This window comes from Streptomyces sp. NPDC040432, assembly GCF_055595445.1.
In genome coordinates, this window is sequence record NZ_JBVIVP010000026.1 from 53,447 (window position 1) to 65,607 (window position 12,161).

Sequence of the window (12,161 nt, forward strand, 5' to 3'; positions counted from 1 at the left end):
TTCGTGCATCTACCACCGGCTCGTATGCTCGCCCCATGACCACTCCGAGTGACGCCCCGACCGACAACGCGATGCGGCGCGCGCTGCGGCGGGCCCGCGACGGCGTCGCGCTGGACGCGACCGAGGCAGCCGTACTCCTGCGGGCACGCGGCGAGGCCCTCAAGGACCTCGCCGCCTCCGCGGCCCGGGTCCGGGACGCCGGACTCGCCGCCGCCGGCCGCCCCGGCGTCATCACGTACTCGCGCAAGGTCTTCATCCCCCTCACCCGCCTCTGCCGCGACAAGTGCCACTACTGCACCTTCGTCACCGTGCCCGGCAAGCTCCGCCGCGCCGGCCACGGCATGTACCTGTCGCCCGACGAGGTCCTGGACATCGCCCGCGAGGGCGCGGCCATGGGCTGCAAGGAAGCCCTGTTCACCCTCGGCGACCGCCCCGAGGACCGCTGGCCCGAGGCCCGCGAGTGGCTCGACGCGCACGGATACGACGACACCCTCGCCTACGTACGGGCGATGGCGATCCGGGTCCTGGAGGAGACGGGGCTGCTCCCCCACCTCAACCCCGGCGTCATGACCTGGTCCGAACTCCAGCGCCTCAAGCCCGTCGCCCCGTCGATGGGCATGATGTTGGAGACCACCGCCGGCCGCCTGTGGTCCGAGCCCGGCGGCCCGCACCACGGCTCCCCCGACAAGGACCCGGCCGTACGGCTGCGCGTCCTGGAGGACGCCGGCCGCTCCAACGTCCCCTTCACCACCGGCGTCCTCATCGGCATCGGGGAGACCTACGAGGAGCGCGCCGACGCCTTCTTCGAGCTGCGCCGGATCCAGCGCAGCTACCAGGGCCTCCAGGAGGTCATCGTCCAGAACTTCCGCGCCAAGCCGGACACCGCGATGCGCGGCATGCCCGACGCGGAGTTGGAGGAGCTGGCCGCCGCCATCGCCGTCGCCCGGCACATCCTCGGCCCGAGCGCCCGCATCCAGGCCCCGCCGAACCTGGTGGACGCCGAGTACGCGCTGCTCATCGGCGCGGGCATCGACGACTGGGGCGGGGTGTCCCCCCTGACCCCCGACCACGTCAACCCGGAGCGGCCCTGGCCGCACATCGAGGAGCTGGCCGCGCGGACCGCCGCCGCCGGCTTCGAGCTCCGCGAACGCCTGACCGTCTACCCGGAGTTCCTGCGGCGCGGGGAGCCCTGGCTGGACCCCCGGCTGCTGCCGCACGTCCGTGCCCTGGCCGACCCGGACACGGGCATGGCGAACGAGTCCGCGAAGGTCGAGGGACGCCCCTGGCAGGAGCCCGACGAGGGCTTCGCCGCGTACGGCCGCACCGACCTGCACACCACCATCGACACCGAGGGCCGCACCGGCGACCGCCGCGAGGACTTCGACCACGTCTACGGCGACTGGGAGGCGCTGCGCGAGGCAGCCGCCCCCGGCATGGTGCCCGAGCGCATCGACACCGACGTGCGGGCCGCACTGGCGCAGGCCGCCGACGACCCCACCGCGCTGACCGACGCGCAGGCCCTGGCCCTGCTGCACGCGGACGGCCCCGCGCTGGACGCCCTGTGCCGGATCGCCGACGACCTGCGCAGGTCGGTGGTGGGCGAGGAGGTGACGTACGTCGTCACCCGGAACATCAACTTCACCAACGTCTGTTACACCGGCTGCCGTTTCTGCGCCTTCGCGCAGCGCCGCACGGACGCCGACGCCTACACCCTCTCCCTGGACCAGGTCGCCGACCGGGCGGCCCAGGCCTGGGACGTGGGCGCGGTCGAGGTGTGCATGCAGGGCGGCATCCACCCGGACCTGCCCGGGACCGCCTACTTCGACATCGCGCGGGCGGTGAAGGAACGCGTCCCCGGCATGCACGTGCACGCCTTCTCCCCCATGGAGGTCGAGAACGGCGCCACCCGCACGGGCCTGTCCGTGCGGGACTGGCTGACGGCGGCCAAGGAGGCCGGGCTGGACTCCATCCCGGGCACGGCGGCGGAGATCCTGGACGACGAGGTCCGGTGGGTCCTCACCAAGGGCAAGCTGCCGACGGCCGACTGGATCGACGTCATCTCCACGGCGCACGAGCTGGGCATCCGCTCCTCGTCGACGATGATGTACGGCCACGTCGACCAGCCCCGGCACTGGCTCGGCCACTTCCGGACGCTGGTGCGGATCCAGGAGGCCGCCCTGTCGAAGGGCGTGGAGGGCTTCACCGAGTTCGTGACGCTGCCCTTCATCCACACCAACGCGCCCGTCTACCTGGCGGGCATCGCCCGGCCCGGTCCCACGGTCCGCGACAACCGGGCGGTCACGGCGATGGCCCGGCTGCTGCTGCACCCGCACATCACCAACATCCAGACCAGTTGGGTGAAGCTGGGTGCGGAGGGCGCGGCCGAGATGCTGCGCTCCGGCGCCAACGACCTGGGCGGCACCCTGATGGAGGAGACCATCTCCCGGATGGCCGGATCCGGTTGGGGCTCGTACAAGTCGGTCCGGGACCTGATCGCGGTCGCGGAGGCGGCGGGCCGGCCGGCGAAGGCCCGTACGACCCTCTACGGCGAGGTGCCGCAGGAGCGCCGGGACGCGGCCCTCGCGTCGGACGGCCACCTGCCGGATCTGCTGCCGGTCCTGGACTGACCGGTCGTACGCGTGCGGAGCCCGGCCGCTCCGGCCGGGCTCCCGCGTGCTTCCCGTCGGGAGCGGGTCAGCCGACGAGCAGGTCCCGGCGGAGTTCGCGCAGCTCGCGGGAGTCGATGCCGAGGCCGTCCTTCAAGTAGCGGTCGAAGGTGCCGTACTTGGCCTTGACCTCGTCGTAGCCCGCGTTCAGGTACTCGGGACGGACGTCGAGGAGGGGCTTGTAGACGGCGGCCTGCTGGGGCGGCAGGTGGGCGAGGATCGCGTCGTTGGCGGCCTTGCGGTAGTCGTTGCTGGCCAGGTAGTCGGCCTCGACGGTGGCGCGGGGGACGCCGAGGGCGGTCAGCAGCGCGGCGTTCCCCCACCCCGTACGGTCCTTGCCGGCGGTGCAGTGGAAGAGGACGGAGCGGGAGCGGTCGTTGCCGATGCCCTCGAAGACCTGGGTGTAGGCCTTCCTGCCGCCCGGGCCGGCGACCATGTTCCGCTCGGCGTCGACCATGGCCTTGACGGCCTCGTCGGGGGTCCGGGGCAGGCTCTCGAAGGAACCGGAGCCGGCGAAGACGTCGGCGACGACGTGCGTGGCGCCCGCCGGGACCTTGTCGGGGGCCTTGGCGCGCTCGTCCTCCATGCGCAGGTCGAAGACGGTCCTCACGCGCAGCCGCCGGAGCTTGGCGAGGTCGTCGGCGGTGAGCTTGTCGAGGGCGTCGGACCGGTAGACCTCGCCCATCCGCACCCACCGGCCGTCGGTGGTGCGGTAGCCGCCCGCGTCACGGAAGTTGGCGGTGCCCTCCAGCGGGATCAGGCGGTCGGCGAGGCGCAGGCCCTCGCCGCGCTCCGGCTCGAAGTCGAACCACTGGCGGTCGGCGGCGGGCAGACCCTTGACCACGGCCCGGCCCTGGGCGCCGCCCTTGGCGACGACCTTGCCGTTCGCCCTGATCTCGACGCGCTTGGTGCCCTCGGCGTTCCAGGTCAGCGTGAAGGAGCCGTCGCCGGAGGCGGTGACGCCGGCCTCGGTGAAGGGGATGTCGGAACGGCCTCCGTGGTGGCCTTCGTGCCGGGGGAGGTCCCGGCCCGAGGCCGAGGCGGAGGGGATCACGACCAGGGAGGTGGTGAGCGCGGAGGCGACGACGGTCGCGGCGAGGAGTGCCTTCTTCATGCCCCGAGGCTGTGGGCCGCCGACGAACACGCAGTGAACGAGGCGTGGCCGGAAACAGCCAGCACGAAGGCGACTGGCAAAACGTGCCACATGATGGGACGACGGCCGAAAATGTTCTTGTTCCGGCCGTTCTCCGGTCACTTACGGGCGAGCTGACGGACTCCTTCCGGAATCGACCGGACCTGTCCACTAAAGTCACGCCGAACCCTGGGGGGAATCAGCCATGGACACAACCATGTCAAGAGCGGCGGCGGCGCCTGCGGGGGCGGCGCCGGAATCCGCGGCGCCCGACGGCGCGACGCCCGACGGCGCGACGCCCGACGGCTCGGCGACCACACCGGCCGCACCCGCCGCGCCGGCCGGAACCGCGCCGAGCACCGCTCCGGCCCGCACGGCACCACCGGCCACCGCCGGCCCCGGCCCGGCCACGTCCGCCGGGGTGGCCACCGCCCCGTGGGGACGGACCGAACAACAGGACTTCCGCAGCCGGGTACGCGGCACCCTCCTCGGCACCGCCATCGGCGACGCCCTCGGCGCACCCGTCGCCGGCCTCTCCCTGAGCGGGATCCGCGAGACCCACGGCCTGGCCGGCCTGACCGAACCGGCCCCCGCCCACGGCCGCCGCGGCACCGTCACGGCCTCCACGCAGCTCACCCTGTTCACCGTCGACGGCCTCATCCGGGCCCACGTACGCCGTGACACCGGCGGCTGGCACCCGCCGACCGACGTCCACCGCGCCTACCTGCGCTGGGCCGCCACCCAACACGACTGGGGTCCGGACGAACGCCGCAAGGACAACGGCTGGCTCGCCCGCGAGGAGTGGCTCTACGCCCGCCGCGGCCCCGACCGCGCCTGCCTGACCGGCTTCGCCGACGACATCCTCGGCACCCTGGAACAGCCGAAGAACCCCACCGCGCGCGACGCCGCCGCGACCGTCCGCTCGGCGCCCTTCGGCCTGCTCGTCGGGTGGGAACCCGCCCTCGTCCTCCAACTCGCCGTCGAGTGCGCCACCCAGAGCCACGGCCACCCCACCGCGTACCTGTCCGCCGGCGCCCTCGCCGTCATCGTCCACGGCCTGACCCGCGGCGAAAGCCTCGACGCCGCCGTCCAGCGCGCCCTCGGCCTGCTCGGGACCCGCCCCGGCCACCAGCCGGTCACCGACGCCCTGCAACGGGCCGTCGCGGCCGTCACCCTCCAGGTGCCGAGCCCCAAGGCCGTCGAATCCCTCTCCCCCGGCGACGGCCGCGACGCCGAGGACGCCCTCGCCGTCGCCGTGTACTGCGCCCTCGTCGCCGAGGACATCCCGCACGGGCTGCGCCTCGCCGTCAACCACGGCGGCGACTCCACCGTCACCGGCGCCCTGTGCGGAGCCCTGCTCGGCGCCCTCCACGGCGAAACGGCCCTGCCACCCGCCTGGCTCGCCGATCTGGAAGGCCGCGCCACGATCCTGGAACTCGCCGACGACTTCGCCCTCGAAATGACCCAGGGCCCGGCCCTCCACGGCCCCTCCGCCTCCGCCCCCGGCTGGCTGGCCCGCTACCCGCGCGCCTGAGGGCCCGCGGGCGGGGGTCGTCTCCCCCGCCCGTGAGGGTCCGGCTCCACCGCTGCGACCCGCGCGGTCACGCCGCCGGGGGCCGGCACCCGGGAGCCGATGCCCCGGGCCGATGCCCCGACGGGGTTCCGGCACGGCACGGACCCCGGGCGGGATGCGCACCGGCGGGCGGGACGCCCGCTCGCACCGGGCGGCCCGCCGTCCACGTCCGTTATGCCGGCCTCGGCCGGATCCACAACGCGCGCGCGAACGCGTACGGTTCACCGTCCGGCGCGGCCAGTGCGGTACCCACCTCGCACTTGCGCCCGTCCACCCCGAGCAGCCAGGAGTAGGAGACCAGCCCCTCCCCGGCCACCGGCACGGGCCGCAGCAGTCGCGCCGTCAGGGAGGCCGTGACCGCGCCCGCCGGACCGTCCGCGAGCAGCCGACCGGCCGCGTTGCCGGGACAGTCCAACGCCCCCCACACCAGCTCGGCCGGCAACATCCCGTCCGGACCGGCGAGTTCGGCCCCGGGCGTCCAGGCCGCGGCGACCAGGTCCCGGCCGGGCACCCGTCCGCAGTGCAGCCGCAGCCCCGTCGCCGGAGTCCGGCCGAGACCGCAGCCGAAACAGTCGACCTGCCCGTCCGGCGGATCCGCCCGGTAGGCATCGGCGGCCTTCACGGCCTCCGCCCAGGAGGGCGGCGCGGGCAGCGCCCCGGCCGGCGCCGCCACCGCCACGGCGGCGGCGAGCAGCGTCCCGTCCTCGTCCAGCAGGGACACCCCCTCGGGACCCCGCTCCGGCCGGACCGGCGTCCGCGTCGCCACCGGCCGCCGGAAGTCCACCCGTACCGCCTCCCCCGCGGCCGGCGGCGCCATCCGCGCGGCCAGCAACCCGGCGACGTAACCTCCGAACGCCACGCCCGGATAGCCGTGCAACGCCTCCGGCACCGTGATCGTCTCCGTGCCCTTCACACCATCCACCTCTCCACGCCTTCGTGTGCCCCTGCCGGCCTCGCCCGCGAGGCCTTACCGTGGCCCTCCCACGTCTCGGAGGTGCACGCGCCCATGCGGATCGCCACGACCATCTTCCTCACCGACCTGACCATCTCCCCCACCCGGCTGGCCCGTTCCCTCGAAGAGCGCGGCTTCTCCGGCCTGTACCTCCCCGAGCACACCCACATCCCCGTCAGCCGTGCCACGCCCGCCCCCATGGGCGGCGACCTCCCCGAGCAGTACGGGCGCACCCTCGACCCGTTCGTCGCCCTCGGCCAGGCCGCGGCCGTCACCGAGCGGCTGCACCTCGGGACCGGCATCACCCTCGTCGCCCAGCACGACCCGATCGGCCTCGCCAAGCAGGTCGCCACCCTCGACCACCTCAGCGGCGGGCGCGTCACCCTCGGCATCGGCTACGGCTGGAACGTCGAGGAGGCCGCCGACCACGGGGTCGACTGGCCCTCCCGCCGCGAACGCGTCCGCGACAACATGGCCCTGATGCGCGCCCTGTGGGCCCCGCGACCCACCGCCCACGAAGGCCCGTACGGCTCGGTCCGGGCGAGCTCCGCCCACCCCAAGCCGGTCCAGGTCCCCCGCGAACTCACCGCCGGACAGCCCCTGTACGGGCCGCGGACCCTGATCGGCGGGTCTGCCGGACCGAAGCTCTTCTCGGCGATCGTCGACCACTCCGACGGCTGGCTCCCCATCGGCGGCCGCGGCCTGACCGAATCCCTGCCGGTCCTGCGGCAGGCCTGGGAGGCTGCGGGCCGTGACCCCAAGACCCTCCAGGTGGTCCCGTACGCGGTCCAACCCAGCCCCGGCAAGCTGGCCCACTACGCCGAACTGGGCATCGAGGAAGTCGTCCTCCAACTCCCCTCCGCCCGCGAGGCGGAGATCCTCCGCACCCTGGACGGCTTCGCCCCCTACCTGTGACGCGCCGCCCCGCGCGGGGTTCCGACCCTCACCCGAATGGCTGGTAGTTTGGCGCGTTCCGCCGATCAACTCGCCTTACCTGGGGGACTTCCCGTGCTCAACCACCTGCGCCTCTCCGTCGCCGCCGCCACCGCCGCCGTGGCCGTCCTGACCCTGACCGGCTGCGGCGGCGAGAGCACCCCGACCGCCGAAAAGCCCGCCGGGGGCGCCTCGTCGACTCCCGCGCCCGGCAACCCGGCACCGGCCGGCGACGCCAAGGGCGGCAGCCTGGAGGGCGGCTGGATCGCCATGGCCAACCCGGGCAAGGGCGTCATCCTGACCGTCAAGGGCCAGATCGCGTTCGTCGTCGAGGCGGCCACCGGTCTCACCTGCGAGGGCACCACCAACGGCAAGACCATCGACCTGAAGTGCCCCGCCGGCGCCCAGCGCGCGAAGGGCAAGGTCGACTCCGTCGACGCCACCACCCTGAAGGTCACCTGGGAGGGCGCCGCCGGCACCGACACCTTCCAGAAGAGCGAGCCGGGCAAGCTCCCCTCCCTCCCCGCCCTCCCGAAGTAGCCGCCGCGCCCGACAGGAACAGCCGCACCGGGGGGCGGGCAGGACCCACCGGACCCACGACGACACCGACCGGGGGTGAGCGTGCCGGGACAGCACAGACGTAGGGAGAGGGCGCGCCGGCAGGCCGAGGCGCAGAGCGCCGCGCACGCGTCGGCGCGGTGGGAACACGTCTTCTCGACGGAGGACCGGAGGGAACTCCGCGCCTACATCGACGAACTCACCCGGTCGGGCACCATCCGCGCCGAGGACACCCGCCTGGACGTCCTGTGCGACCGCCTGACGCACACCACGCGCTACGAGGTCAGCATCCGGACGACGGACACGTAGCCGCCCGGTGCGCCCCACCGTGCGGACAGGCCGGGGGCCCACCCCCACCAGGGGATGGGCCCCCGCGTCCGAACCAGGCGCGTGCCGCCGGGCGTCAGCCGCCGCTGCGGCGGTACCCGCGACGCGGCGCGGGCACGGTACGAAGCCGGCGCGTACCAGCGGTCCGGGGGAACTGGTTGCGCTTCACGGGCGCGGCAGGGGCCGCGGCCAGGAGCGCGATGAGAGCAACGACCGCGAGGAGGATGAGCGCGGTAGCCATGGTCATCTCCTTCTCTTTCGCCGGGTACTGATTGCAGATCACTACCAAGTGTTACCAGAACGGGACACCTTAAACACGAGGGGTAGCCGCAGGTGGTTTCCGGCGACGTGCCGCGGCCGTCAATTCCGTGATGGGGGGCAGCTGTTGCGACGGCCGCGACAGTGGCGACGGGCCGCTCAAGGCGGCGGCACCGGGCCCGGCGAGGTCGCACCGGCGGCCGGACGCCAAAAACGCCCGTCGGGCAAGGCCTGACGGGCGCCCAGGAAGTAGTCGGTGTCACGCTCGAACCGGACACCCGGCACGGCGGCCCGCACATGCGCCCATATCGCGGGAGCCACGCGGTATTCGCCCGCCACCATCCAGTGATCGTCACCCAGGGCGAAGAGGTGCCTGATCGCCAGGAACTGTTCCCGCGAGAGGCAGACGGACTCGACCAGCTCCTCGTCCGCGCCACCGAAGCCGGTCAGATCCCAGGCAAGGTTGTAGCCGTCGGCGAAGGGATAGTCGCTGCTCACCGCCTCAAGCTAGGCGTCCCCGAAGCCGCCCCGCACCTGCTTTTCCGGGCGTGCCCTCGCTCCGGACCAGGGCGGGGCGGTACTCCACCGACCCCACCCACGCCTCCCGGCGACCGCCGAAGTCGATGGACACCGGTCGGGCGGGTGATCGATAGTGCGGGCCATGGCCTCACTCGTGCGACACATCACCATCGACTGTTCCGACGCCTACAGCCTGGCGCAGTTCTGGGCCGCGGCCCTTGACGGTTCGGTCTCCGACGACGACTTTCCCGGCGACCCCGAGGCGTTGGTCACCGCTTCCGGGGCGGCGGTCCTGTTCGTGACGGTGCCCGACGCCAAGACGGTGAAGAACCGCGTGCACCTCGACCTCCAGCCGCAGGACCGGACCCGTGACGAGGAGGTGGAGCGCATCCTCGCCCTGGGTGCCACGGTCGTCGGCGACCGGCGGAACGCGGACGGGACGGGCTGGGTGACCATGGCCGATCCCGAGGGCAACGAGTTCTGCGTCGAGCGCAGCGCGGCCGAGCGGGGTCAGGACAGCTGACCCACGGGCCCGGGCCTGTAGGTGCGGGCGTTCACGCCGGTGACGGCTCCGCCACCTGACACATCCGGCTCCCGTTCCACCGCCTCCGGCGTCGGGCCCGTAGCCTCCCGGCATGATCGATTCACGGACCCACATCCGCGTCGCGCGGCCGTCCCTCGACCTGGAGGCCGCCGAGCGCTTCTACGTGGACGGACTCGGGCTCGACGTCCTCTGGCGAACCTCGGGGCAGGTCCGGGGGGAGCACGATCTGCTGATGGTCGGGCCTTCCGGGGGTGGCTGGCACTTCGAGCTCACCCTCGATCCCCAGAACCCGATCGTGCCCGCGCCCACCGTGGACGACCTGTTCGTCGTCTACCTCGGGCGGACCCCCGACGAGGCCCTCGTGCAGCGCCTGCTCGACTGCGGCGGGACCCGGGTGGCTTCCCACAACCCGTACTGGGACGAGCACGGGGTCACCGTCGTGGACCCCGACGGCTACCGGCTGGTGCTCTGCTCCCGCACCTGGGGCTGAGCCGCCGCCGGCCCGGCCGTCACCCTGCGGGGTGGCGGCCGGTGCTCGGCACGGCGGGCGGACCGACGGGTGGGGTCAGCTCACGCCCGGGGCCTTGGGGAGGCCGGCGGACAGGGCGCCGCCCGCGCCGGCGAGGGAGGCCCCGGTGGCCTCGGAGGCGGTGCCGGCGGCCTGGGAGGTCACGGCCACGGCCGTCCTGGTGTCCTGGACGGCCTGTCCCGGGTGGTCGACGATGTCGGTGACGCGCTGCGTGATGGGGGGCGCCTGGACCGGGGCCTCGTCGGCGTGGGCGGCGACGGGGGTGAGTGCGAGGGCGGCGCCGCCGGAGAGGACCAGGGCGGAAAGGGTGCGCTTCATGGCATTCATGCCCCACCCAACGACCCCGCCGCGCCCCGGGTCACTGCGGGGTCGGTGGGAACCCGCCACGGCGTCGACACGGCCGTTCGCACCGCGCCGGCCGCAACGGGACCGGTGCGCCCACCGACCGGCACCCGGCACCCGGCACCCGGCACCCGGCACCCGGCACCCGGCACCCGGCCGAACGCCTGCGGCCCCCACCGGTACCGGTGGGGGCCGCAGGGATGACACGGAACGAACGACGGGGTGGGGCGGGGTTTCGTCAGTCCTCGACCACCAGCGCCGGCGTGGACTTGGTGAGGACCTCGCCGCGGAAGAAGGCGGGGCTGCGGCGCTCGGTGACGATCATGATGACCAGGCCCAGGGCGAGCAGGCCGACACCGATGACGAAGACGCTGCCGACGCCGAGGACGGTGGAGCCGGATCCGTAGGACGGGTTCCACATGTCGATCAGGGTCTTGAAGAAGACCGTGGCGAGGAGCAGGCCGCCGAGGACCGGGAAGACGCCCTTGAAGAAGAGGTCGCGGGCGGAGCGGCGCAGCTCGCCGCGGAAGTACCAGGCGCAGGCGAAGGCCGTCAGCGAGTAGTAGAAGCAGATCATCAGGCCGAGCGCGAAGATCGTGTCGGTGAGGACGTTCTCGCTGACCAGGGTCATCACGGTGTAGAAGAGGCCGGTGGCGACGCCCGCCATGACGGTGGCGCGGCCCGGGGTCTTGAAGCGCTCGTGGACCTTGGCGTAGGAGGGCGGCAGGGCCTCGTACGTGGACATGGCGAGGACCGTGCGGGCCACGGGGATGAAGGTGGTCTGGAGCGAGGCGGTCGCCGAGGCGAGGACCGCGACGAAGAGCAGGATGCCGAGCACGGGGCCCATGACGGGCCCGGCGAGGGCGGCGAAGACGTTGTCGGAGGTCTCCGGGTTGCCGAGGCCGAGGCCCGTGGCGCCGGATCCGACGGCCATCTGGGCGGCGACGCCGGTGGCCAGGTAGGAGCCGACGAGGACGATCATCGCGATGAGCGAGGCGCGGCCCGGGGTCTTGGCGGAGCCGGTGGTCTCCTCGTTGGTCGCCAGGCAGGCGTCCCAACCCCAGTACATGAAGATCGAGAGCGAGAGTCCGGCGGTGAAGGCCGCCATGGACTCGACCGCGAAGGGGTTCATCCAGGACCAGGAGAAGTCGATCCCGGTGTCGAAGGAGCCGGCCGAGGCCTTCTGGAAGGCCATCGCGACGAAGAGGGCCAGGACGACGAGCTGGAGGCCGACCAGGGTGTACTGGACACCCTTGGTGGCGGTCATCCCGCGGTAGCTGATGGCGGTCGCGGCGGCGATCAGGGTGAGGCAGGTGACGATGTGGACGAGCTTGTTGTCGTCGAGGGCCGCGATCGACGCGTTGCCCGTGATCTCGCCGGCCAGGAGCCAGAAGTAGGAGGTCGCGACGCCGGCGAGGTTGGAGAGCACGATGATCGTGGCGATCACCAGGCCCCAGCCGCACATCCAGCCGATGCGGGGGCCGAAGGCCTTCACCGTCCAGGTGAAGGAGGTGCCGCAGTCCGGCATGGCCTTGTTGAGCTCGCGGTAGGCGAAGGCGACCAGCAGCATCGGCAGGAAACCGGCGAGGAAGATCGCCGGCATCTGCATGCCGACCTCACCGGCGGTGGAGCCGAGGGTCGAGGTCAGGCAGTAGACGGGGGCGACGGTGGAGATGCCGATGACGGCGCTTCCCACCAGTCCGACGGACCCCTTGCCGAGGCCCTTGCCGCGAACGTCGCCCTCGGCGACGCCGCTTACCGTGTCTCCGACCCGAGGCCGAACGTCCAGCTGTGTCATGGGTAAGGACGTTAGATGCTGCGGTTTCCT

Annotated in this window: 13 protein-coding genes; 7 read left to right on the top strand and 6 right to left on the bottom strand. The window is 73.1% G+C overall.

The annotated features are described in order from the left end of the window. Positions 1 to 35 precede the first annotated feature (35 nt). Positions 36 to 2,627 carry a bifunctional FO biosynthesis protein CofGH gene (locus ACZ58N_RS33445; protein WP_471167677.1) on the top strand — a complete coding sequence of 864 codons (2,592 nt, stop codon included), beginning with the start codon at positions 36 to 38 and terminating at the stop codon, positions 2,625 to 2,627. Positions 2,628 to 2,694: 67 nt separating this feature from the next. Here the strand turns inward: ACZ58N_RS33445 and ACZ58N_RS33450 are convergent, their stop codons facing one another. Continuing rightward, positions 2,695 to 3,780, bottom strand: coding sequence for a tyrosine-protein phosphatase (locus tag ACZ58N_RS33450; RefSeq protein WP_471167680.1), 1,086 nt, complete (start codon positions 3,778 to 3,780; stop codon positions 2,695 to 2,697). Positions 3,781 to 4,003: 223 nt separating this feature from the next. Here ACZ58N_RS33450 and ACZ58N_RS33455 point away from each other — a divergent pair, with 223 nt between their 5' ends. Next, a complete protein-coding gene (locus tag ACZ58N_RS33455; protein WP_471167683.1) occupies positions 4,004 to 5,332 on the top strand; it encodes an ADP-ribosylglycohydrolase family protein in 1,329 nt (442 codons plus the stop codon). A gap of 211 nt (positions 5,333 to 5,543) precedes the next feature. On the opposite strand, the gene ACZ58N_RS33460 is transcribed toward ACZ58N_RS33455, so the two are convergent. Next, complete coding sequence (locus ACZ58N_RS33460) at positions 5,544 to 6,284, bottom strand: PaaI family thioesterase (RefSeq protein WP_471167685.1); 741 nt, start codon at positions 6,282 to 6,284, stop codon at positions 5,544 to 5,546. Between the two features lie 93 nt (positions 6,285 to 6,377). Between ACZ58N_RS33460 and ACZ58N_RS33465 the strand changes: the two genes are divergently transcribed. From ACZ58N_RS33465 to ACZ58N_RS33475, 3 genes are all read left to right on the top strand, one after another. Next, the gene (locus ACZ58N_RS33465) at positions 6,378 to 7,238 is read left to right on the top strand and encodes a TIGR03619 family F420-dependent LLM class oxidoreductase (protein WP_471167688.1); all 861 of its coding nucleotides are present in this window, start codon (positions 6,378 to 6,380) and stop codon (positions 7,236 to 7,238) included. Between the two features lie 93 nt (positions 7,239 to 7,331). After that, on the top strand, positions 7,332 to 7,796 hold the full coding sequence (locus tag ACZ58N_RS33470) for a hypothetical protein (RefSeq protein WP_471167691.1): 465 nt from the start codon (positions 7,332 to 7,334) through the stop codon (positions 7,794 to 7,796). A 75-nt stretch (positions 7,797 to 7,871) separates the two neighbouring features. Further along, the gene (locus tag ACZ58N_RS33475) at positions 7,872 to 8,123 is read left to right on the top strand and encodes a hypothetical protein (protein ID WP_471167693.1); all 252 of its coding nucleotides are present in this window, start codon (positions 7,872 to 7,874) and stop codon (positions 8,121 to 8,123) included. Between the two features lie 94 nt (positions 8,124 to 8,217). Here ACZ58N_RS33475 and ACZ58N_RS33480 read toward each other — a convergent pair whose 3' ends face one another. Together ACZ58N_RS33480 and ACZ58N_RS33485 are read right to left on the bottom strand one after the other, a co-directional pair. Next, positions 8,218 to 8,382, bottom strand: coding sequence for a hypothetical protein (locus ACZ58N_RS33480; protein ID WP_471167695.1), 165 nt, complete (start codon positions 8,380 to 8,382; stop codon positions 8,218 to 8,220). Positions 8,383 to 8,558: 176 nt separating this feature from the next. Then, positions 8,559 to 8,897: a hypothetical protein gene (locus tag ACZ58N_RS33485; protein ID WP_471167698.1), complete on the bottom strand. Its 339-nt coding sequence runs from the start codon at positions 8,895 to 8,897 to the stop codon at positions 8,559 to 8,561. Positions 8,898 to 9,060: 163 nt separating this feature from the next. On the opposite strand from ACZ58N_RS33485, the gene ACZ58N_RS33490 reads away from it, so the two are divergent. Both ACZ58N_RS33490 and ACZ58N_RS33495 read left to right on the top strand, forming a co-directional pair. Then, positions 9,061 to 9,441: a VOC family protein gene (locus ACZ58N_RS33490; protein ID WP_471167700.1), complete on the top strand. Its 381-nt coding sequence runs from the start codon at positions 9,061 to 9,063 to the stop codon at positions 9,439 to 9,441. 112 nt (positions 9,442 to 9,553) lie between these two features. Beyond that, the gene (locus ACZ58N_RS33495; protein ID WP_471167703.1) at positions 9,554 to 9,952 is read left to right on the top strand and encodes a VOC family protein; all 399 of its coding nucleotides are present in this window, start codon (positions 9,554 to 9,556) and stop codon (positions 9,950 to 9,952) included. Between the two features lie 75 nt (positions 9,953 to 10,027). Here ACZ58N_RS33495 and ACZ58N_RS33500 read toward each other — a convergent pair whose 3' ends face one another. Beyond that, positions 10,028 to 10,309 carry a hypothetical protein gene (locus ACZ58N_RS33500; protein ID WP_471167706.1) on the bottom strand — a complete coding sequence of 94 codons (282 nt, stop codon included), beginning with the start codon at positions 10,307 to 10,309 and terminating at the stop codon, positions 10,028 to 10,030. A 262-nt stretch (positions 10,310 to 10,571) separates the two neighbouring features. Next, positions 10,572 to 12,131 carry an APC family permease gene (locus tag ACZ58N_RS33505; RefSeq protein WP_471167709.1) on the bottom strand — a complete coding sequence of 520 codons (1,560 nt, stop codon included), beginning with the start codon at positions 12,129 to 12,131 and terminating at the stop codon, positions 10,572 to 10,574. Positions 12,132 to 12,161 lie beyond the last annotated feature (30 nt).

What these genes read in the sequence shown, in the direction of transcription:
- ACZ58N_RS33445 (WP_471167677.1), top strand. Translation starts at nt 36, where the DNA reads ATGACCACTCCGAGTGACGCCCCGACCGACAACGCGATGCGGCGCGCG.
- ACZ58N_RS33450 (WP_471167680.1), bottom strand. Translation starts at nt 3,780, where the DNA reads ATGAAGAAGGCACTCCTCGCCGCGACCGTCGTCGCCTCCGCGCTCACC.
- ACZ58N_RS33455 (WP_471167683.1), top strand. Translation starts at nt 4,004, where the DNA reads ATGGACACAACCATGTCAAGAGCGGCGGCGGCGCCTGCGGGGGCGGCG.
- ACZ58N_RS33465 (WP_471167688.1), top strand. Translation starts at nt 6,378, where the DNA reads ATGCGGATCGCCACGACCATCTTCCTCACCGACCTGACCATCTCCCCC.
- ACZ58N_RS33480 (WP_471167695.1), bottom strand. Translation starts at nt 8,382, where the DNA reads ATGGCTACCGCGCTCATCCTCCTCGCGGTCGTTGCTCTCATCGCGCTC.
- ACZ58N_RS33490 (WP_471167700.1), top strand. Translation starts at nt 9,061, where the DNA reads ATGGCCTCACTCGTGCGACACATCACCATCGACTGTTCCGACGCCTAC.
- ACZ58N_RS33495 (WP_471167703.1), top strand. Translation starts at nt 9,554, where the DNA reads ATGATCGATTCACGGACCCACATCCGCGTCGCGCGGCCGTCCCTCGAC.
- ACZ58N_RS33500 (WP_471167706.1), bottom strand. Translation starts at nt 10,309, where the DNA reads ATGAAGCGCACCCTTTCCGCCCTGGTCCTCTCCGGCGGCGCCGCCCTC.
- ACZ58N_RS33505 (WP_471167709.1), bottom strand. Translation starts at nt 12,131, where the DNA reads ATGACACAGCTGGACGTTCGGCCTCGGGTCGGAGACACGGTAAGCGGC.